At 72.1% G+C, this 19,269-nt stretch carries 17 protein-coding genes; 10 read left to right on the top strand and 7 right to left on the bottom strand.

Annotation, left to right across the window (positions count from 1 at the left end; all coding sequences use genetic code 11):
* Positions 1–14: 14 nt before the first annotated feature.
* Both ACZ45T_RS25470 and ACZ45T_RS25465 read right to left on the bottom strand, forming a co-directional pair.
* Positions 15–1,541 (bottom strand): MFS transporter, encoded by a 1,527-nt coding sequence (locus ACZ45T_RS25470; protein WP_468445034.1) that lies wholly within the window; start codon positions 1,539–1,541, stop codon positions 15–17.
* A gap of 67 nt (positions 1,542–1,608) precedes the next feature.
* Positions 1,609–2,898, bottom strand: a complete 1,290-nt coding sequence (locus tag ACZ45T_RS25465; protein WP_468445032.1) for a DUF6365 family protein — start codon at positions 2,896–2,898, stop codon at positions 1,609–1,611.
* A 224-nt stretch (positions 2,899–3,122) separates the two neighbouring features.
* Between ACZ45T_RS25465 and ACZ45T_RS25460 the strand changes: the two genes are divergently transcribed.
* Positions 3,123–3,524, top strand: coding sequence for a VOC family protein (locus ACZ45T_RS25460; RefSeq protein WP_468445030.1), 402 nt, complete (start codon positions 3,123–3,125; stop codon positions 3,522–3,524).
* Positions 3,525–3,659: 135 nt separating this feature from the next.
* Here the strand turns inward: ACZ45T_RS25460 and ACZ45T_RS25455 are convergent, their stop codons facing one another.
* The 3 genes from ACZ45T_RS25455 to ACZ45T_RS25445 form a co-directional block, all read right to left on the bottom strand.
* Positions 3,660–3,911 carry a phosphopantetheine-binding protein gene (locus ACZ45T_RS25455; protein ID WP_468445028.1) on the bottom strand — a complete coding sequence of 84 codons (252 nt, stop codon included), beginning with the start codon at positions 3,909–3,911 and terminating at the stop codon, positions 3,660–3,662.
* A gap of 48 nt (positions 3,912–3,959) precedes the next feature.
* Positions 3,960–4,985 (bottom strand): beta-ketoacyl-ACP synthase III, encoded by a 1,026-nt coding sequence (locus ACZ45T_RS25450; protein ID WP_468445026.1) that lies wholly within the window; start codon positions 4,983–4,985, stop codon positions 3,960–3,962.
* 71 nt (positions 4,986–5,056) lie between these two features.
* On the bottom strand, positions 5,057–5,311 hold the full coding sequence (locus ACZ45T_RS25445; protein ID WP_468445024.1) for a hypothetical protein: 255 nt from the start codon (positions 5,309–5,311) through the stop codon (positions 5,057–5,059).
* 165 nt (positions 5,312–5,476) lie between these two features.
* On the opposite strand from ACZ45T_RS25445, the gene ACZ45T_RS25440 reads away from it, so the two are divergent.
* Both ACZ45T_RS25440 and ACZ45T_RS25435 read left to right on the top strand, forming a co-directional pair.
* Positions 5,477–6,505, top strand: a complete 1,029-nt coding sequence (locus tag ACZ45T_RS25440) for a class I SAM-dependent methyltransferase (protein ID WP_468445022.1) — start codon at positions 5,477–5,479, stop codon at positions 6,503–6,505.
* Between the two features lie 23 nt (positions 6,506–6,528).
* The gene (locus ACZ45T_RS25435) at positions 6,529–8,037 is read left to right on the top strand and encodes an FAD-dependent monooxygenase (protein ID WP_468445020.1); all 1,509 of its coding nucleotides are present in this window, start codon (positions 6,529–6,531) and stop codon (positions 8,035–8,037) included.
* An 86-nt stretch (positions 8,038–8,123) separates the two neighbouring features.
* On the opposite strand, the gene ACZ45T_RS25430 is transcribed toward ACZ45T_RS25435, so the two are convergent.
* On the bottom strand, positions 8,124–9,122 hold the full coding sequence (locus ACZ45T_RS25430) for an aldo/keto reductase (RefSeq protein ID WP_468445018.1): 999 nt from the start codon (positions 9,120–9,122) through the stop codon (positions 8,124–8,126).
* Positions 9,123–9,330: 208 nt separating this feature from the next.
* Here ACZ45T_RS25430 and ACZ45T_RS25425 point away from each other — a divergent pair, with 208 nt between their 5' ends.
* The 4 genes from ACZ45T_RS25425 (at position 9,331) to ACZ45T_RS25410 (ending at position 14,364) form a co-directional block, all read left to right on the top strand.
* A complete protein-coding gene (locus tag ACZ45T_RS25425; protein WP_468445016.1) occupies positions 9,331–10,272 on the top strand; it encodes an aromatase/cyclase in 942 nt (313 codons plus the stop codon).
* A 20-nt stretch (positions 10,273–10,292) separates the two neighbouring features.
* Entirely contained in the window at positions 10,293–11,246 is a 954-nt protein-coding gene (locus ACZ45T_RS25420) for an aromatase/cyclase (protein WP_468445014.1), read from the top strand.
* A complete protein-coding gene (locus tag ACZ45T_RS25415; protein ID WP_468445012.1) occupies positions 11,239–13,527 on the top strand; it encodes an AMP-binding protein in 2,289 nt (762 codons plus the stop codon). The genes ACZ45T_RS25420 and ACZ45T_RS25415 overlap by 8 nt, the downstream gene beginning before the upstream one ends.
* A gap of 231 nt (positions 13,528–13,758) precedes the next feature.
* Complete coding sequence (locus ACZ45T_RS25410) at positions 13,759–14,364, top strand: response regulator transcription factor (protein ID WP_468445069.1); 606 nt, start codon at positions 13,759–13,761, stop codon at positions 14,362–14,364.
* A gap of 63 nt (positions 14,365–14,427) precedes the next feature.
* Here ACZ45T_RS25410 and ACZ45T_RS25405 read toward each other — a convergent pair whose 3' ends face one another.
* A complete protein-coding gene (locus ACZ45T_RS25405; RefSeq protein WP_468445010.1) occupies positions 14,428–15,489 on the bottom strand; it encodes a methyltransferase in 1,062 nt (353 codons plus the stop codon).
* Between the two features lie 167 nt (positions 15,490–15,656).
* On the opposite strand from ACZ45T_RS25405, the gene ACZ45T_RS25400 reads away from it, so the two are divergent.
* The 3 genes from ACZ45T_RS25400 to ACZ45T_RS25390 all read left to right on the top strand — a co-directional run bounded on the left by ACZ45T_RS25400 (position 15,657) and on the right by ACZ45T_RS25390 (position 18,973).
* Positions 15,657–17,303, top strand: coding sequence for an FAD-dependent monooxygenase (locus tag ACZ45T_RS25400; protein ID WP_468445008.1), 1,647 nt, complete (start codon positions 15,657–15,659; stop codon positions 17,301–17,303).
* 110 nt (positions 17,304–17,413) lie between these two features.
* Positions 17,414–18,181 carry an SDR family oxidoreductase gene (locus tag ACZ45T_RS25395; protein WP_468445006.1) on the top strand — a complete coding sequence of 256 codons (768 nt, stop codon included), beginning with the start codon at positions 17,414–17,416 and terminating at the stop codon, positions 18,179–18,181.
* A gap of 21 nt (positions 18,182–18,202) precedes the next feature.
* Positions 18,203–18,973 carry a cyclase family protein gene (locus ACZ45T_RS25390; RefSeq protein WP_468445004.1) on the top strand — a complete coding sequence of 257 codons (771 nt, stop codon included), beginning with the start codon at positions 18,203–18,205 and terminating at the stop codon, positions 18,971–18,973.
* Positions 18,974–19,269: the final 296 nt, after the last annotated feature.

Here is a 19,269-nt window from a genome sequence, read left to right as displayed (position 1 = left end):
GCCGGCCCGCTGTCTCAGTCTGCTTCGGCCGGCCGCGCGACTGCGGCCTTCGGCGCGGCGCTCGGGCCGCCGTTCCACTTCTCGATCGTCAGGTCCTTGATCAGCGCCACGCCGGCCAGGACGCAGACGGCTCCGACCACCCCCACGATCTGGATGGTCGACATGATCGCCGAGGTCTGCGCCCCGACGGCGTCCTCGCCGTCGCCCGCGCCGGAGTTGAGCAGCCAGACCAGCAGGCTCTGGCCGATGGCGAGGCCCACGGCGTTGCCGATGGCTTTGGAGAGCATGGTGCTCGATGTCGCGGTGCCGATGTCGGAGCGCGGCACGGAGTTCTGCGCCATGAGTCCGATGGCGGCCATGGACGGGCCCATGCCGAGGCCGAGCAGCAGCATGAAGAGGAAGAGCAGCGGCAGCGCCGTGCCGTCGTCGACGAGGCCGAACAGCGCCGCTCCGAGGCCGAGCAGCAGCGCGCCGATCCCCAGCACCCGCTTGGCCCAGCCGTCCTTCCAGATCAGCGGGGCGCAGGCCAGGTTGCTGCCGACGAGGCCGATCATCATGGGGAAGATCATCATGCCCGACGTGGTGGCCTGCATCCCGCGCGTCTGCTGGAAGTAGAGCGGCAGGTAGATGACGGCCGGGAAGAGCGCGATCGAGTAGAAGAAGGCGACGGCGACGATCGCGGAATGGTTCCTGATCCGGAACAGCCGCAGGGGCAGCAGCGGGATGGCGGCGCGGCGCTCGTTGGCCACGAAGAGGGCGAGGAGCGCGGCGCCGGCCACAAGGCTGCCGGCCACGCCGAGGTCCGTCCAGGGTGTGAGGTCGCCTCCGGGCCGGGTCTGGCTCTTCTGCGTCAGGCCGACCAGGGTGACGGTGATGCAGCCGATGAGCAGCAGCACCCCGGCCACGTCCTGCCGTCCGCGGGGCGCGTTCGGCTCCCGGTAGTAGGGCAGGAGCGTGGCCAGGATCCACAGCGCGGGCAGTCCGATGACCAGGTTCAGCCAGAACACGGAGCGCCAGCCGAGGAGGTCGGTGAGCGCGCCGCCGACGAAGGGGCCGCCGATGAAGGACGTCGCCATCATGCTGCCCATGATCATCTGAAGCTTCTTCAGCGCCTCCATGCTGAACAGCTCCCGGATCAGGGACATGCTCACCGCCAGGAGGGCGCCCGCACCGAGGCCCTGGACGGTGCGGTAGGCGATCAGCTGGGCCATCGAGCCGGCGAGGGCGCACAGCGCCGAGCCGAGCAGGAAGGCCACCAGGCCGATCAGGACGGCCGGCCGCCGTCCATAGAGGTCCGAGTACCTGCCGTACAGCGGCAGGACCGCCGTGGACGAGAGCAGGTAGGCGGTGACCACCCAGGGGTAGAGCGCCTCGGAGCCGCCGAGTCCGTCGACCACCCGGGGCATGGCGGTACTCATCACCATGGCGTCGAGGGAGCTGAGGAACGCGGTGGTGACGACGGCGGCGATCACCACCGCTTGCTGGCGGGCGGACAGTCGGACGAAGAGTTCCCGGAGCGGTGTCGCTGGGGGTGTACCCATGATCTCTATCACCTTCGCCGGAGTCGGAGTGCGGCTGGGGGAGGTCCCGAGATTAACCTGTCGGAATCTACATGTCAATCTCGACATGTGCGGCTTGAGCGGTCGCGAGCGCACGGCGCACCACCGTCGAAGCGGGCGGCAGCGCGTTGACCGAGGCGACGTACTCGGCCCGCGCCCGGGCCCGCTCGCGCTGCTCCTCCGGGTCGTGGAGCAGCCGCTCCATCAGCGTGGTGACGCCCCTCTCGTCCAGGAGTTCGGCCTGCGCGATGGCCGTCGCGTACCCGTTGTCGCGCCACAGCGGCGCCTGGAAGGCGAAGGCGCCCTTGGGCCACTGCCGGAAGGGCTCGATCGGGCCGTAGGCCGCGAGCCACTCGGTCACCGCCGGCGACAGGCCGCCGAGCGCCCGGTCGGCCGCGTGCGCGTCGGCCTCGTCCCGGACGGCGAAGCTGTTGCTGATCATCAGCGCGGGCACGTCGAGGAACAGCGAGCGGATGACCGTCATCGCGGCCATGCTGAGCGAGACGATCAGGTCGGACGAGGCCAGCAGGGCGTGGTAGCGCTCGCTGGGCACCCGGGGCAGCACGTGGAGCCGTTCCGCGGGGAACTCGGAGAACGCCGCGAGCGGTTCGCCCACCACGAGGACGTGCGTCGAGTCGGGCAGGCTGCGCAGATAGCGCACGATCAGCTCGGGGACGCCCTCGGCGAGCCGGTGCACCATGTCGGTGACCATGCCCCGCTTGCCGCGGGGCGGCTGCTGCCACTCCGACACAGGGAACATCACCAGCCGGTCCGAGGCGGCGAGTCCGAGCTCGGCGCGCACGCGCCCCCGCTCCTCGTCGCTCGGCCGGCTCTCCGGTTCGATGACCCGGTACGGGAAGCCCGGGGCGCCGGTGTCGGCCGTGTGCGCCACCGGCACGGGCCGCAGATGGGCCGGCATCCGCCGGATGTGCGGGTCGATCTCCTGTCCGGGCCCGCCGCACACGTCGATGCGGAACGAGGACTGCTGGAGCTCCCAGATGTCGATGGGCAGGACGGGGACCCCGAACTCGTGGATGAACCAGGGGTCGGTGCCGAAGCGCTTCTCCAACTGCGACCAGTAGGTGAAGTAGTCGGAGAGGATGATGCCGTCGGGCCGCTGCTCCTTCACGATGTCGCCCAGCAGGCCGCGCACCCGGGGACCGACGGACTCGTCGAGCGTCGTGCACCCGAACCCGTGCCCTTCAACGCTCGCGCGTGCACTCTCGGGGTTCACGAAGTGCGCGCTCACGCCCGGCGCGCGCAGTTGGTCGGCGAGGGAGAGACCGATGAGGGTCTCCCCGTAGGTGGCCTGGGACAGGGCGAGGTACAAGAGGCGCATCGAGGCTCCTTGGAAGGGGTGGGGCGCACCGGGGAGTCGGGCAGCTGCCGCAGCATGCGCCGCGGGTCTCGACGGCGCCTCGGCCCTGGGTCGAGGGGGCCCGCTCGACCGGGGCGGAGCCGTCGAAGGTGTCACGATCCGGCGTTGAGCGGGGCCCCGTACCGTCCTGCGGAGAGTCGGCACGCGCGATCGCCCGTCGCCGCAGAACAGGAAGGCGGACCGCAATGACCATGCAGGAAACCGACCGCAACACTGATGCCTCCACGGACGGCGAGGGGACGGTCTGCTTCTGGCACATCAGGACCCCGGACGCCGCTGCCGCCCGCGTCTTCTACCAGGAGCTGTTCGGCTGGGAGTTCAAGGCCATCAACGACATCACCTTCGCGGTCCTCAACCGCGGGCGGATGATCGGATGCCTGATCGGCGACCAGCCTGGGTCCCAGGCGCCGGGCAGCGTGCTGTACATCTACGTGGCCGACCTTCCGCAGACCCTGCGGCGCGCGCGCACGCTGGGCGGGAATGTGCTCTCCGGGCCGCAGGCCATCAGCGGCGGCAAGGCGTTCGCCGACCTGAGCGACCCGACCGGCACCGTCATCGGCCTGTTCACGGACAACTGGCACGAGTGATCGGCGCCGCCCGGCCGTGACGCCTCGCGGCCGGGCGGCCCGTGCCCCCGGCCGCGAGGCGGCCCCGCTCACAGAGGCGGGGCCGGGGCGCAGACGTCGCGGATGTCGCCGATCAGGGGTTGCGCGGTGGGGCGCTCATGCGGCGCGGGCAGCCGCCGTGACGAAGTCGTACAGCTCGGCGACGGTCCCTCCGGTCTGGAGGTCCTCCGTGTGCACGGCGAAGCCGAACCGCTTCTCCACGATCAGCCCCACCTCGATGACGGCGAGGGAGTCCAGCTCGATGTCCTCCAACACCGCCTCGGGGAGGATCAGATGGCGCGGCACGTCGAACTTCTCCGCGATGACGTCCGCGATCTGCTCGAACGTCGGCTGCGTGATCTCACTCATGGCGGTCGCCTCTCCAGGTGGTCGAACTGTTGTGTACAGGACTGTCGTTCAGGTGGTCTTCAGATCGGGCCAGGTCAACGCCGTGGCCCCCCAGGTCGCGCCGCCACCGAAGGCGCTCAGCACGACCCGGTCCCCGGGGCGGAGCTCACCGGTGGACTGCGCGTGAGCCAGGGCGAGCGGGATCGACGCGGCGGCCGTGTTGCCGACGCGGTCGAGGTGGATCACGATCCGGTCCCGGGAGATGTCCAGCCGCTCCCCCACCGCGTGCAGGATGCGCGCGTTGGCCTGGTGTCCGACGAGCCGGTCGACCTCTCCGGGGCGCCACCCGGCGTCCGCGATCGCCGTGTGCGACGCCTCGGCCATGCGGGTCACCGCGTGGAAGAACACCTCCTGGCCCGCCATGGAGAAGTGGGAGTCGGCACGGCTCGGCGGCACGTCCGTCGAGCGGGTCGCGGAGCCGCCGGCGCGCACGGTGATCAGGTCGGTGAGCGATCCGTCAGCGCCCAGTTCGACGCGGCCGACCGCGCCCGGCTCCCCCGCCTCGCCCGCGCGCAGCACCACCGCGCCGGCGCCGTCGCCGAACACCACGGCCGTGGACCGCTCCTCGGGGTCGACGATCGTGCTGAAGGCGTCGGCGCCGATCACCAGGATGTGGTCGGCCGCCCCGGAGGCGATCAGTCCCGCCGCCGTAGCGACCGCGTAGAGGAAGCCCGTACACACGGCCGACACGTCGAAGGCGGGCCGTCCGGTGAGTCCCAGTCGGTGCGCGACCAGCGGGGCCGTGGCCGGGCACGGCCGGTCCGGGGTGGTGGTGGCGAGCACCACGGCGTCCACGGAGCCGAGCCCGGCGGACTCCAGCGCGCGCGCTCCGGCCTCCGTCGCCAGCCGCGAGGTCGCCATGCCCGGGGAGACGAAGTGGCGGGTGCGGATGCCGGTCCGGGTGCGGATCCACGCGTCGGAGGTGTCGATACGGGTGGCCAGCTCGTCGTTGCTCACGGCCCGGGGCGGCAGCCAGGCGCCCAGCCCGCAGACGACCGCGGCCCGCGGGCCCTGGGCGGAGGGTGAAGTAGGCATGCCGGGAGCATCGCCAGCGGCGCTGCACGGGAACTCGACACCCGCTCGAAGCCGCCCGGCTCACTCCCGGCTCACTCCCGGCGCAGCATCTCCTCCAGCTCGGCGACGGACACATCCGCGCGCAGCAGCCACTCGGGCAGTCCGTGATCCGGGGCGTCGAGGCTCGACCAGAGCGGCCCGCCGCCCGCGTACGGGGCCTCGCGGCTCCAGACGGCCTCGCCGGCCACCAGCCTGCCGTGGGTCACCAGGGCCTCCCAGACCGATCTGACACACCGGTCGAGCAGCACGTCCACGCGCCTCTTCCACGTCTTCCCGGGCCCAGCCATGCCTGCCTCCTCGTCGAGCGGGTTCGCGGTGCTCCGGAGAGACGGTGGGCCGTGCCACTCGTGCCGTGCTCGACGGGAAGTCCTCCATTTCCAGCGGATTTTGACGCCTGGTCGAGTCCGCGGTGCCACCTTCGGCGACCACTGCCCGGCACCACGGAGGAGCCCATGCCCGACGACACCGACGTATCGGTCAGCCGCGAACGGCTGCTGGAGATGATGACGGCCTTCAAGTCGACCTACCTGCTGCGCACTGCGATCCGGCTGCGCGTGTTCGACGCCCTGGCCCCGGGGCCCGCCGATCCCGACGACGTCGCCGCGATGCTGCGGACCGACGCCCGGGGCACCCGTGTCCTGCTGCGCGCGCTGGCGGCGGCCGGACTGCTGGAGGCGGACGGGGAGCAGTTCACCCTGCCCGGGGGAGCGCGGGACCTGCTGGTGACGAGCAGTCCGCAGTACGCCGGCGGGATCGTCAACGTCGCGGCGAGCGACTGGGAATGGGACGCCATGCGGGACCTCGCCGAGGTCGTGCGGCACGGCGGCACGCTGCTCGACACCAACGGGGAGTCGGCGGACTTCCCGTACTGGGCGGACTTCGCCACCCATCTGACCTTCGCGACCCGGCCCGGCGCCGCGTTCGTCGCCGACACGGTCCTGCCGTGGGCGAAGGAGCGGGAGTCCCTGGACGTCCTCGACGTCGGCTGCGGGCACGGCCTGTTCGGCTTCGCCCTGGCCGAGGGCGATCCCCGGGCCACGGTGACCTGCCTCGACTGGCCGAAGGTCCTCGATGTCGCCCGGCAGCACGCGGAGCGCGCCGGCCTCGGCAACCGTGTCCGCTACCTTCCCGGCGACGCCTTCGACGTGGAGCCGGACGGCAGGTACGACGTGGTGGTCCTCGGCAACTTCCTCTTCCAGTTCTCCGCCCGCCGCTGCGTCGAGCTGGTGCGGCGGCTGGCCGAGCGGCTCAAGCCGGGCGGGCGGGTGGTCGTCGTCGGCTTCACCACCGAGAACGGGCCGCCCGCGGCGGACTACCACGCCCACATGCTCAACCTGCTGATGCTGGCCTGGACCCGCGAGGGCGAACTGCACTCCACCGCGATGTACCGCAAGATCCTCGCCTCGGCGGGGCTCACCGGGCTGGAGACCACGCAGCGGCCCGGGCTGCCGCTGCGCATCGTGCTGGGCCATCAGGCATGACGACCGACGACAAGGAGCTGCACATGACCGCGCGAGCGGAGCGGGACGCCGGAGCGGAATCCGGAGCGGACATCACCGCGGACGTCGTGATCGCCGGCGGCGGCCCGGTCGGCCTGATGCTCGCGTGCGAGCTGGGCCTCGCGGGCGTGGACACGGTGGTTCTCGAACGCTCCGAGGGGCGGCCCGCCGTCGCACGGGCCTGGGGGCTGCACGCCCGTACGGTGGAGACCCTCGACCGGCGGGGGCTGCTCGACGGTCTGATGCACGAGAAGGCGCCGTGGCCGAAGATGCCCTTCGCGGGGCTGTGGCCGCTGCTCGCGCTCGACCGGATCGACGCCGACCACCCGTATCTGCTGAACGTGCCGCAGACGAAGGTCGAGGAGGTCCTGGAGGCCCGTGCCGGGGCGCTCGGGATGCGGGTCCTGCGGCAGCACGACGTCGTGGGCCTGGTGCAGGACGCCGACGGGGTGACCGTCACCGTCGCCGTGCCCGGTGGTGAACTCCGGGTGCGCGGCGGCTACCTGGTGGGCTGCGACGGCGGGCGCAGCGTGGTCCGCAAGCTCGCCGGCATCGACTTCCCGGGCACGGACCCGACCGTGGGCGGCATGCTCTGCGACTGCTCGCTGCCGACGATGGCCGAGGAGCGCCGCGGCATCACCCGCACCGACGTCGGCACGGTCAACATCAATCCCCGGCCCAACGGTGTCGTGCGGATCGTCACCAACGAGTTCGGGCGGCCCCACCCGGACCGGGACGCGCCGGTGACGTTCGAGGAGTTCCGCGGCGCGGTCCGCAGGATCCTCGGCCGGGACCTGGCGATCGCCGACCCCACCTTCATGACGCGGTTCGGCGACACGACGCGGCTGGCCCACCGGTACGCCGCCGGGCGGGTGCTGCTGGCCGGTGACGCGGCCCACGTGCACTTCCCGTACGGCGGTCTCGGTCTGAACCTCGGCCTTCAGGACGCGGCGAACCTCGGCTGGAAGCTCGCCGCGCAGGTGCGGGGGTGGGCGCCGGACGGGCTGCTCGGCAGCTACGAGGCGGAGCGGCGGCCGGCCGCCGCCGCCGTCCTGGACTACAGCAGGACCCAGCTCGCGCTGCTCGACCCGGCCCGCAACGTGACCGCGCTGCGGGTGCTGTTCTCCGAGCTGCTGGAGATCCCCGAGGTCAACCGGCACCTCGCCCAGCTCGCGACCGGCGCGGGTGCCCGCTACGAACTGGGCGACGGGCATCCGCTGACCGGTTCGTTCGCCCGGGACCTCACCTTCACCCTCCCCGACGGCGACACGAGCCTGGTCCGGCTCCTCCACGCGGGCCGGGGCCTGCTGCTGGACTTCTCGGGCAAGGCGCAGGACGTCGCGGCGCCCTGGTACTCACGGGTGCGGGTAGTGCGGGCCGACGCCGTGGAAGCTCCACCTGCCGACGCCCTCCTGATCCGGCCCGACGGCTATGTCGTCTGGGCGGCTGGTCCGGGTGACGCGGAGACCGAGGGGCTGCGGACGGCCCTCGCCACCTGGTTCGGGGCGCCCTGAGCCGGCGGCGCTGCCGCCGAGGGGGTGTCCGGGGCGCGGCCCCGGGCACCCCCTCCGCGCGGGCCGGTGTCAGCCGTCGCGGCGTGTCAGCCGTCGCGGTCGGCGCCGGCCTGTTTGCGGTGCGCGGGGTGGCGGGCTCCCGACACCCGCTCCGGCCGGAAGATGCCCTCCAGGCGCGTGATGTGGTCCGGGGACAGTGTCAGTGCGGTGGCGGCGGCGTTGTCGGCCAGGTGGGCTTCGCGCCTGCTGCCGGGGATCGGGACGATGTCGTCGCCGCGGGCCAGGAGCCAGGCAAGGGCGAGGCGGGCCCGGCTGACGCCCAGCTCCGCCGCGATGTCCGCCGCCTCGTCGACCATCTCGCGGTTGCGCCGGAAGTTCTCCCCCTGCCAGCGCGGGTGGTTGCGCCGGTGGTCCCCCTCCCCCAGCTCTTCGGGGCCGCGCAGCACGCCGGTCAGGAAGCCCTTGCCGAGCGGGGTGTGGGCCAGCACTCCCACACCCAGCTCGCGAGCAGCGGGCAGGATGGCGTCCTCGACGTGCCGCTCCCACAGCGAGTACTCGCTCTCCAGGACGGTGACCGCGTGCACGTCGTGCGCCCGCCGCAGGGTGTCGGCGGACACCTCGGACAGCCCGATGTGGCCGATCTTGCCCTCGGCGAGCAGCTCCGCCAGCGCGCCCATGCTCTCTTCGACGGGCACCTGTGGGTCGACCCGGCCCAGGCAGTAGACGTCGATCCGCTCGACGCCGAGGCGCCGCAGCGATGCCTCGCAGGCCCGGCGCAGGTACCCGGGGCTGCCGTCGAGCACGACGGGCGGGCCGCCGGGGGTGCGGGAGCGCACGCCGCCTCGGGTGACGATCACGGCCTCGTCGCGCCGACCGGCCAGGACCCTGCCCAGAAGCCGTTCATTGTCCCCGTCCGCGTAGAAGTCGGCCGTGTCGAAGAGGCTGATCCCCAGGTCGAGGGCGCGGCGGACGGCGCGTTCGCCCTCCCCCGGCCGGGTGGCCCCGTACCCGCCCGACATGCCCATGCAGCCCAGCCCGACGGCGGACACCTCGGGTCCGCCGGTTCCCAGCTTCCGTTGATACATGGTGCTCCCTGTCCCGAGTCGACGGTGTCGCCCTCACGTTCACCACGCCGTCTCGATCCGGGCTCGAAGCACATCGCCCCCTGCCGCCCGGGGTGGCGGTTTCCAGCACACCTGGAGCCGGTTCCGAGCGGGCCTTGGCAGATTCCCTCCCCGTGCGCCGCATGTTCGTGCCTGCCGTCGCGGCGCCCAGGCGCAGAGGAGCGCATCCATGTCGAGCATCACCAAGAAATCCGTCCACTTCGTCACCGTCGACGCACCCGCCGACGTGGTCTTCGAGCTGATCGCCGACGTGGAGCAGCACCGCCGGATCTTCCCTTCGGTCCTGCACACGGCGTACGTGGAACGCGACGCGGCCGGCGACCGCGTGGAGCGGTGGTCCTGGATCCGGCCGCTCGACGCGGTCAGGACCTGGCGGGCCCGCCGTGAACTCGACCGGGCCGCCGGGCTGATCACGTTCGTGCACGAGGACCCGGAGGCACCGCTGACCGCCGCGTCCGGCGCGTGGTCGTTCAAGGCCCTCTCCGGCGGCTCCACGGAGGTGGAGCTGCGCCACGAGTACACCCTCGACGCCGCGGCGTCCGGCGGCGACGAGGCGGTCGCACTGCTCGACCGCGGTGGCGCCGCGCAGCTGGAACAGCTGAAGGCCTTCGTCGAGGCGCGCGAGGACATCGCCGAGCTCGAAGTGTCGTACGAGGCGCAGCTCGTCATCGACGAGCCGATCGAGGACGTCTACAACTACTTCTACGAGGCGGACCGCTGGAGCGAGCGGATCCCGCACTGCCTCAGCGCCTCCGCCAAGGAGGACGTCGAGCACCTCCAGGTCGTCGTCATGGACGTCCAGGTGCCCAGCGGCGCCCTGCACACCACCAAGCAGGCCCGGGTCTGCTTCCCCGGCGAGAAGATCGTCTGGCGCCAGCTGGAGGGGCTGCCTCCGCTCGACGACATGCTGTACGGCTACATGGCGTTCGAGCAGACGCAGGAGGGCGTGCTGGTGCGCACCGGTCAGACGGAACTGCTCAAGCGCAACGGCGTGGCCAAGCGCGGCTGGACGGTGGCGGAGGCCAAGGAGCACGTCGCCGAGGTGCGCGGTGGCCGCAACCTCGACTCCCTCAAGAGCGCCCAGGAGTTCCTGCGGCGCCGTCACGCGTGACCGGGAAGGACAACGACACCATGGTCGAGTCAGAGGCACAACGCGTACAGCACTCCGTCACCGTGAAGGCCCCGGCCCACACCGTCTTCGACCTGGTCGCGGACGTGGCGCAGTGGCCCCTCGTATTTCCTCCGACCATCCATGCCGAGCAGTTGGAGCGCAGCGGCCCCGACGAGCGAATCCGGCTGTGGGCGCTCGCCAACGGCGAGGTGAAGACGTGGACCTCCCGGCGCAGCCTGGACCGCTCACGGCTCTCCGTGCGGTTCCGGCAGGAGATCACCCAGCCGCCGGTGGCGTCGATGGGCGGCGAGTGGTCGCTCGAAGCCTGCTCGGACCAGGAGACGCGGGTCGTCCTGCACCACGACTACCGGGCCCTGGACGACGACCCCGAGGGGCTGCGCTGGATCCGGCAGGCCGTCGACCGCAACAGCCGCGCCGAACTGGACCGGCTGCGCAGCGCCGTGGAACTCGGCGGGTCCATCGATGAGTTGACGCTGAGCTTCGAGGACTCCGTACGGGTGCGGGGCGCGGCCGGCGACGTGTACACGTTCCTCGCGGACGCCGCGCGGTGGCCCGAGCGGCTGCCGCACGTCGCCCGTCTGGAGCTGCGCGAGGACACGCCGGGCGTGCAGGAGATGGAGATGGACACCCGTACCATCGACGGCACGACCCACACGACCCGTTCGGTGCGGGTCTGCTTCCCCGAGCACCGCATCGTCTACAAGCAGACCGTTCTCCCCATGGCCATGGCCGGCCACACCGGGGAGTGGCTGGTCCGGGACCGGGGGGACGGCACCGTCGAGGTGACCTCGCGGCACGTCGTCCTCATCGACACGGCCGGCGTCGCCAAGGCGCTGGGCGACCGGACCACCGTGGACGAGGCCAAGGCGGTCGTCCGTACGGCGCTGGGCAAGAACAGCCGGACCACCCTGGAGCACGCACGCGCCTACGCGGAGGAGCGCGCCCATGGCTGAGCCCGTCACCACCGTCGACGGCCTGCTCGCGGCCGCGGCGCGCGCCCACCCGAAGAAGACCGCGATCCGCGCCGACTACGGCGACATCACGTACGGCGAGATCGACCGGGCGGCGACGATGTGCGCCGCCGCCCTCCGGGGCCTGCTGGGCGAGGAGCGGTGCGTGATCGCCGTCGCCTCGCCGCCGCACCCGGATTTCCTGGTCGCGTTCTACGGGATCATCCGCAGCGGCAACATCGCCGCGCCGATCAACCCGCTGCTGCCCCCGCACATCCTGCACCACCTGCTGTCCGCGTCGGGGGCCCGGCTGGCCTTCGTCACCAGTGACCTCTTCACCCAGCTGCGCCGGATCAGGGACCGGCTCCCCGATCTGCGCGAGGCGGTCCTGGTGGGTCCCGGCCCGGTCTCGGACGCCAACGACATCCGCACCATCGACGATCTGAGCGCGGCGTACGAGGTGCGTGGCAACGCGATGGCGGCACCTCCCGCGATGTCCGCGGACGACGTGGCGTGCGTCCAGTTCACCAGCGGTACGACCGGCCTGCCGCGCGGGGTGCTGCTCAACCACCGCAATCTGACCGTCAACGCCGCCCAGGTGGCCGAGGCCCACGGGCTGGGCCCCGACTCGGTGGTCCTGAACCATCTGCCCAAATTCCATCTGATGCACGTGAACGGCGTGGTGCACGCGGGCGCCGTCCACGTGCCGTGCACGGCGCCGGAGGACCGGGCCGCCGTGGAGGCCGCCAACGAGGCGCGCGCCAGCCACTTCTACACCATCCCCATGAAGCTGAACCGGCTGGCCGCCGATCCGGAGCTGCCGGAGCTGCGGCTGGACACGGTGCGGATGATCGCCTCCGGGGGCAGCGCGCTCCCGGCCCGGGTCGGCACGCTCCTGGCCGAGCACTTCGGCATCCCGGTCTTCCAGGGGTACGGGCTCGCCGAGACCTCCCCGCTGACCCACTCGGCGGGACCGGACGACCCCCGGCCGGGATCGGTGGGCCGGCCGGTGCGGGACACGGAATGCCGCATCGTGGACCTGAAGACGCGTCAGGTGTTGCCGGCCGGCGGCCGCGGCGAGGTTCTGGTGCGCGGGCCGCAGGTGATGAAGGGGTACCTCGACCCCCACGAGCCCACCGGCATCGACGCCGACGGCTGGCTGGCCACCGGAGACATCGGCCACGTCGACGACGACGGGTTCCTCCACGTCGTCGACCGCATCAAGGATCTGCTGAAGTGTGACAACTACCTGGTGTCACCGGCGGAGATCGAAACCCTCCTCGACGCGCACCCGCTGGTGCGCGAGTCGGCCGTCGTCGGCTATCCCGACGCGACCAGCGGCGAGGTCGTCCACGCCTTCGTCGCCCTGCGCGAAGTGCCGGACGACCCGGGCGCGGTCCCCGGAGTCCTCGCCGGGATCGCCGATGACCTCAACCGGGAGCTGCCGTACTACCAGCGGGTGCGCCACGTGGAGGTGGTCGACGGCCTGCCGCGCTCCCCCAACGGGAAGGTCCCGCGGCGGGAGCTGCGCGCGGAGCTGATCACCCGCAAGGAGCTGACCGTACGGCCGGACGGACGGCGCGGCGGTTCCCGCCGCGGCGCGGGCATCGTGGACGAGGGGCGGGACCTCAGCGGCCTGGTGACGGCCGTGGGCCGGTTCGCCACCAAGGGCGACCCGAAGGACTTCGAGAAGTTCTTCCTGGAGCACGTGGAGTTCATGCGCGCCCAGGAGGGGTTCGTGTCGCAGCACGCGGTCCGCCCGGTCGGCGACCCGTCGGTCTACGTCAACTTCGGCTGGTGGACCGACCAGCAGGCGTTCCTGCGCGTCGTGCAGAGCCCGGAGTTCCGTGCCCACCAGGCGACGATGCGGTCGATGCTGGAGGACGCGGAGGTGGACCCCTGCAAGAACCTCTTCCGGGTCCGCCCGCCGCGGCCGGCCGGGGAGCGCGACGATCCGCTCGCGCCGCTGGTCGAGGTCACGTCCTTCCGGCTGACGGGGTCGGCCGAGGAGTTCGAGGCCGCCTTCGTGGAACACGCCAGGAGCGCCCGGACCCTGCCCGGCTTCGGGTACGCGGATCTCAGCCGGTCGCTGCAGGGGTCCGGCCGCTACACGGGGATCGGTTACTGGTGGGATCCCGCGGCCCGCGACCGCGCGGTGGAGGGCGCCGCCTGGCGGCGGTTGAGGAGCTTCGCCGAGGTGCGCACGGAGCGGGTCGAGCATGTCGCCTGGAGCGGTCCGGCGGGCGGAGCGGGCTCGTCGGGCGACCAAGGGGGCGTCCGGTAGGGGACGGCGCGTTCCGGGGGGAAAGGACGGTGCCCGCGGTCGGTACGCGGCACCGTCCTGCGCCGGAACGGGCGCAGGGCAGAGGGGGAATGGCCCATACCACACGGAAGGGACGTTGCGGAAGCACTCACCGCATCAGGTGGCCTTGTGGCACACCTCGGCCCTAACGAGACTTGCGAACGGTTGTTCGTGAATGGATGGACTGCATGAACGGGGGAATGACCGAAAATGATGGTTCGAGTGCTCATCGCTGAAGACGAGCGCCTGCTCCGCAAGGCTCTCGTGTCTCTCATCGGACTGGACCCGGGCATCGAGGTGGTGGCGGAGCTGAGTGACGGGGCGCAGGTCGTTCCGCGCGCACGGGACGTCCGCCCGGACGTCGCGATCCTGGACATCGGCATGCCCGGCATGGACGGCCTGACCGCCGCCGCGACCCTGCACACCGCGCTTCCGGAGTGCCGGACCGTGATCCTCACCAGCATCGGCCGGCCCGAGCAATTGCGCCGCGCGCTCGCGGCGCACGTCCACGGCTTCCTGCTGAAGGACAGCGATCCGCAGACCCTCACCGACGCGATCCGCTCGGTGGCCGCGGGGCGGCGCGTGATCGACCCCGAACTCGCCCTCGCCGCCCTGGACTCCCAGCCGCCGCCGCTGACGCCGCGCGAGCTCCAGGTCCTGCGCATGGCCTCCGAAGGGGAGGGCGCCCGCCAGATCGCCGCACGACTGAGACTGGCGGGCGGCACCATCCGCAACTACCTCTCGACGGTCGTGGCCAAGCTCGGCGCGCGCAACCGCGTCGACGCCATCCGCATCGCCCGCGAGTCCGGCTGGCTGTGACGGACGGCGGCACCGGTCCGAACCGACCGGTGCCGCCGGTGCCGCCCGTCGAGCGCGTCCGGGTCAGGCCGGCGTCGCCTCGATGACGCTCACGGTGGCCGCCCCGGTCCACGCGGGCCGGGCGGGCACCGCCCGCACCAGCGTGAGCCCGGCGCCGGCCAGCAGATCGGCGTACTCCCGCTCGGTGCGCTCCGCGCCGCCGCCCAGCAGCATCCCGAGGTTGCTGTAGGCGGCGAGCCGGCTGGCCACGCCCGTGTCGAACCGGGCCGGCCTGACGGTCTCCACCAGCAGCACCTTGCCGTCCGGCTTCATGGCGTCGCGGATGTTCCGCAGCAGGGTCAGGGAGCGCTCGTCGTCCCAGTCGTGCACCACGTTCTTGAGCAGGTACGCGTCGTGGCCGGCCGGCACGGACGTGAAGAAGTCCCCGCTCAGGACCTCCCCGCGCGCCGCGAGGCCGGCGTCGGCGAGGGTGCGCTCGCCCGCCTCGGCCACGACCGGCAGGTCGTAGAGGACGCCGCGCAGCCCCGGGGTGGCCCGGAGGATGGCCGCGAGCAGGGAGCCCTCGCCGCCGCCGACGTCGACGAGGGTGGCGAACCGCCCGAAGTCGTACGCCTCGATGACCGCCTGCGCGGTGTGCCGGCTGAACAGCGTCATGGCCCGCTGGAAGATCGCGGCCGCGTGCGGCGGCATCTGCGCGAACGGGTTGACGCCCTCCTCGGAGCCCCTGGTGCGCGGGGCCGACTTCATGTGCTCGCCCAGGCCGAACAGGCGTTGGATGTGTCCGGGACCCGCGTGCATCAGCGCGACGGCGTGCAGCGAGTCCTCGCCTTCCTTGCGCAGCAGCCGCCCGGTCTCGGTGAGCGCGAAGCGCCCTTCTCCTTCGTCCGTGACGAGTCCCGCGGTGGCGAGCAGGCTCAACAGCCGCAGCAGCGGCTCCGGATGAGTGCCTGTCCGCTCCGCCAACTCGACATGGCCGACGGCCGTGTCCGCCATGGCGTCGGCCAGGCCGAGGCCGGCCGCGGTGTGGATCGCGGTCGACAGGTAGTGCCCGGTGATCATCTGGAACACCGCGGCCATCGTGGTGGGTGTATCGGTCTCGGGGGCGGATGTGTCCGCACGCGTCATGGTCGCTCGCCTTCCCTCGGAAGTATGCGACCGCACTCTCGGGAACGGCGCTCGACACCGGATGGAAGGTGCCTCAAAGCCCCGCTTTCAAGCGGCTCTCGACAGGTTGTTGAGGCCTCACCAGGAGAGTCCGGCAGGTTGCCACATCGCCCGCAGGAAGGCTGAGAATGTCGCAGGAACACTACCCCGTCCTGGTTGTGGGTGCGGGTACGGTCGGCTTGTCCATGGCCGCAGCTCTCGCCCACTACGACGTGCCCGTGCTGCTCGTGGAGCGGCACGCCGGCACCACCACCCACCCCCGTGCCACCGGGGTGCAGCCGCCGGTGAAGGAGTTCTTCCGCAGCATCGGGCTCGACGACCCGATCCGGGCGGCCGGCACCGATCTGCTGCCCAGCAACGGCAAGGTCGACCTCGTCACGATCGCGGGCTCGGACCTCGCCACGGCGCCGCGCATCCCCACCCCGCCCAAGGACGTCGCCGAGCTGACCGCGCGGATCAGCCCCACGCCCGTCGGACCCATCGCGCAGGACCGCATCGACCAAGTCCTCGGCGAGGCCGCCGCGGCACGGGGCGCCGTGGTCCGCTTCGGCACCCGGCTCGATTCCGTGGAGCCGGACGAGTCCGGTGTGACGGCGACGCTCGTCGGCCCCGACGGCCGGTCCTACACCGTCCGCGCCGACTACCTGGTCGCCGCCGACGGCTCCGCCAGCGCGGTGCGCCAGGCGCTCGGCATCGAGATGAAGGGGCCGACCGGCCTCGGCAACCCGATGATCAACGTGCTGTTCACCGCCGATCTCGCCGAGGTCGTGAAGGGCAACGAGTTCGCCTTCGCCCAGATCAACAACCCCGACTCCGAAGGCATCCTGCTCACCGTCAACAACCGTGACCGGTGGATCTACCACATCAGCTACAAGGAGGGCGAGGAGGAGCTCTCCGACTACCCGGACGAGCGCTGCGTACAGCTGATCAAGGCCGCGATCGGGCGCGACGACATCCCGGTCGAGGTCGTCAGCACCATCCCGTGGCGGATGTCGGCGCGGGTCGCCGAACGGGTCGTCGAGGGCCGGGTGATCCTGGCCGGCGACTCCGCGCACACGATCCCGCCGATCGGAGCCTTCGGCATGAGCAGTGGTGTCGCGGACGCCTGCAACCTGGCCTGGAAGCTGGCCCACGTGGTCAAGGGGGCCGCCGGGCCCGGCCTCCTGAAGAGCTACGAGGTCGAGCGGCTGCCGATCATGCGCTTCACCCGGGACCAGGCGCTGCTGCGCTTCTCCCACCTGGACCTGCACTGGGACGCGGAGAAGTACGGCGAGCGCTCGGAGGTCGCGATGGCGGACCCGCTGATCACCTCGCTCGCGTACCAGTACGACGACGGTGCGCTGATCGACCCGCCGAAGACGCTGCGGTCGCTGGTGCGGGCCGACGAGAACCTCGACGGGGCGCCCGGCACCCGCGTCCCGCACGCCTGGGTCGAGCACGACGGCGAGCGCATCTCGATCCTCGACCTGGTGCCGAACGGCAACTTCGCGCTGCTCGCCGGCCCCCGGGGCGGGGACTGGGTGGTCGCCGCCCAGGCCGAGGCCGCACGCAGCGGTCTCGACCTGCGGGCGTACCGCGTCGGTCCCGGCTGCGAGGTCGACGACCCGGACGGCACGTGGGCGGCCTCCGCGGGACTGGAGCCCGACGGCGCGCTGCTCCTACGGCCGGACATGTTCGTGGCCTGGCGCTCCGCGGTGGCGCTGGAGGCGCCTCAGCGGGTACTCACGGACGTCCTCGACCGGGTGCTCGACCGGATGTCGCTGCCCGCCGGCTGACCCGCCGCGCCGCCGTGTGCTGTGCCCGTGCGCCATCCGGCGCACGGGCACAGCACACCCGGCACCACAGCCCACCCACCTGCTTGCCTGCCTACCAACCAGGAGCCGATGTGACGTACCGTCCACTGAAGTCCGACGCCCGGGGACGCACCGCCGTGGTGACCGGGGGAACCAGCGGCGTGGGTCTCGCCGTGGCCCGCAGGCTGCGCGCTGCGGGCGCCGACGTGATCCTCGACTACGCCCATGACGACGCGGCCGCCGCCGAGGCGGTGCGCTCGCTCGACGGACTGCCCGGCAGTGCCGTGGCGGTGAAGGCCGACGTCTCCGACCCGGCGGCGCTCGACGGGCTGCTGAACGAGGTGCGGGAGCGCTTCGGCGGCCTCGACTTCTTCGTGCACAGCTCCGCCTCCTTCACCCCCTCGCCGACCCTGGCCACCTCCCCCGAGGCCGTCGACCGCTCCCTCTCCGTCGCTCTGGGCCCGCTGCTGTACGGGGCCGGGCGGCTGTCAGCGTTGATGGCGGGCCGCTCCGGCCGGATCGTCGCCGTGTCCAGCCTGGGCGCCCGGCGGGTCGTGCCGGGCTATGTCAGCGGCGGCGTCGCCAAGGCCGCGCTGGAGGCGCTGGTGCGCTATCTGGCTGCGGAGCTCGCGGGCAGCGGCGTCACCGTGAACGCCGTGTCCACCGCGAAGATCGACAAGGGGGACGGCACCGCCCCGCCCCAGGTCCTCAAAGCGCTGGCCGCGCGGACCCCCGGCGGCCGGCTGACCACTCCGGACGACGTGGCCGGTGTGGTCGCGCTGCTCTGCTCCGAGGAGGCCGCATGGATCCAGGGGCAGGTCATCACCGCCGACGGCGGCTTCAGTCTGCCGGCCGCCTGAGAAACGAGGAGGCACACCCGCATGCGCATCATCGATCTGTCGTCGCCGGTCGACGCGACGGCCTGGGAGCCCGATCCCGTGGTCCACGAGATCCTGTCCCCGGCGCAGGGCGCCGTGCACATGGCCGAGGAGATGAAGAAGCACCTGGGGGTGGAGTTCGACCCGTCGGTGCTGCCGGGCGGCGAGCTGCTCTCCCTCGACACCCTCACCCTCACCAGCCACACGGGCACCCATGTGGACGCGCCGTCACACTACGGCTCGGTCGCCGACTACGGCCGTCCGCGCCACATCGACGAGATGCCGCTGGACTGGTTCCACCGGCCCGGCATCCGGCTCGACCTGCGCGACCAGCCGGTCGGCGCCGTCGGCGCGGAGGTGATCGAGAAGGAGCTGACCCGCATCGGCCGCGCCCCCGAGCCGTACGACATCGTCCTGCTGCACACGGGAGCCTCCGCCCAAGTGGGCACCCCGGCGTACTTCAGCGACTTCACCGGCCTCGACGGCGAGGCCGTCGACTATCTCCTGGACTTCGGCGTCAAGGTGATCGGCACCGACGCCTTCAGCCTCGACGCGCCGTTCGCCGACATGATCCGGCGCTATCAGGAGACGGGTGACACGGGGGTGCTGTGGCCCGCCCACTTCGCGGGGCGCCGCAGGGAGTACTGCCAGATCGAGCGGCTGAACCTGGACGGCCTGCCAGGCCCCTACGGATACACGGTCTCCTGCTTGCCCGTGAAGCTGAAGGGGGCGGGCGCGGGCTGGACCCGCGCCGCCGCTCTGCTCGACGAGTAACAGGCGCATGCCTGTGGGCGCGCTGCGCCGAGGTCGACGGCCTGTTCGTCGAACCGGCCCCGCGCCGGGAACGGCTGCCGCTCGTGTGGCTGTGCCCCGACCGGCCGTCTGCTCAAGGCGGCCGATCGGGCCCGCCACCGGTCGGGCGAGCCCGCCGCGTCGACGTGCCGGGGTGGGTGTGGGGGGGCGGAGGGGGGGGTGTGCAGGAAACAGGGGAGTTTCCTCAGCCCCCCTGTGTCGGTCTCCCCTGCGTCTACAGGGCGAAGACCCCCTTCCGGGGCAGTTTTTCCCCCCAC

This window comes from Streptomyces sp. NPDC030995 (assembly GCF_055571215.1).
Note: the sequence above shows the minus strand (reverse complement) of the source record. Positions and strands in the feature narration are given on the sequence as shown.

Bases quoted from the DNA above. Each gene is read 5' to 3' on its own strand.
- ACZ45T_RS25425 (WP_468445016.1), top strand. From the start codon at position 9,331: ATGTCGAGCATCACCAAGAAATCCGTCCACTTCGTCACCGTCGACGCA.
- ACZ45T_RS25410 (WP_468445069.1), top strand. From the start codon at position 13,759: ATGGTTCGAGTGCTCATCGCTGAAGACGAGCGCCTGCTCCGCAAGGCT.
- ACZ45T_RS25455 (WP_468445028.1), bottom strand. From the start codon at position 3,911: ATGAGTGAGATCACGCAGCCGACGTTCGAGCAGATCGCGGACGTCATC.
- ACZ45T_RS25400 (WP_468445008.1), top strand. From the start codon at position 15,657: ATGTCGCAGGAACACTACCCCGTCCTGGTTGTGGGTGCGGGTACGGTC.
- ACZ45T_RS25420 (WP_468445014.1), top strand. From the start codon at position 10,293: ATGGTCGAGTCAGAGGCACAACGCGTACAGCACTCCGTCACCGTGAAG.
- ACZ45T_RS25435 (WP_468445020.1), top strand. From the start codon at position 6,529: ATGACCGCGCGAGCGGAGCGGGACGCCGGAGCGGAATCCGGAGCGGAC.
- ACZ45T_RS25440 (WP_468445022.1), top strand. From the start codon at position 5,477: ATGCCCGACGACACCGACGTATCGGTCAGCCGCGAACGGCTGCTGGAG.
- ACZ45T_RS25405 (WP_468445010.1), bottom strand. From the start codon at position 15,489: ATGACGCGTGCGGACACATCCGCCCCCGAGACCGATACACCCACCACG.
- ACZ45T_RS25430 (WP_468445018.1), bottom strand. From the start codon at position 9,122: ATGTATCAACGGAAGCTGGGAACCGGCGGACCCGAGGTGTCCGCCGTC.
- ACZ45T_RS25460 (WP_468445030.1), top strand. From the start codon at position 3,123: ATGACCATGCAGGAAACCGACCGCAACACTGATGCCTCCACGGACGGC.
- ACZ45T_RS25415 (WP_468445012.1), top strand. From the start codon at position 11,239: ATGGCTGAGCCCGTCACCACCGTCGACGGCCTGCTCGCGGCCGCGGCG.
- ACZ45T_RS25465 (WP_468445032.1), bottom strand. From the start codon at position 2,898: ATGCGCCTCTTGTACCTCGCCCTGTCCCAGGCCACCTACGGGGAGACC.
- ACZ45T_RS25470 (WP_468445034.1), bottom strand. From the start codon at position 1,541: ATGGGTACACCCCCAGCGACACCGCTCCGGGAACTCTTCGTCCGACTG.
- ACZ45T_RS25450 (WP_468445026.1), bottom strand. From the start codon at position 4,985: ATGCCTACTTCACCCTCCGCCCAGGGCCCGCGGGCCGCGGTCGTCTGC.
- ACZ45T_RS25445 (WP_468445024.1), bottom strand. From the start codon at position 5,311: ATGGCTGGGCCCGGGAAGACGTGGAAGAGGCGCGTGGACGTGCTGCTC.
- ACZ45T_RS25390 (WP_468445004.1), top strand. From the start codon at position 18,203: ATGCGCATCATCGATCTGTCGTCGCCGGTCGACGCGACGGCCTGGGAG.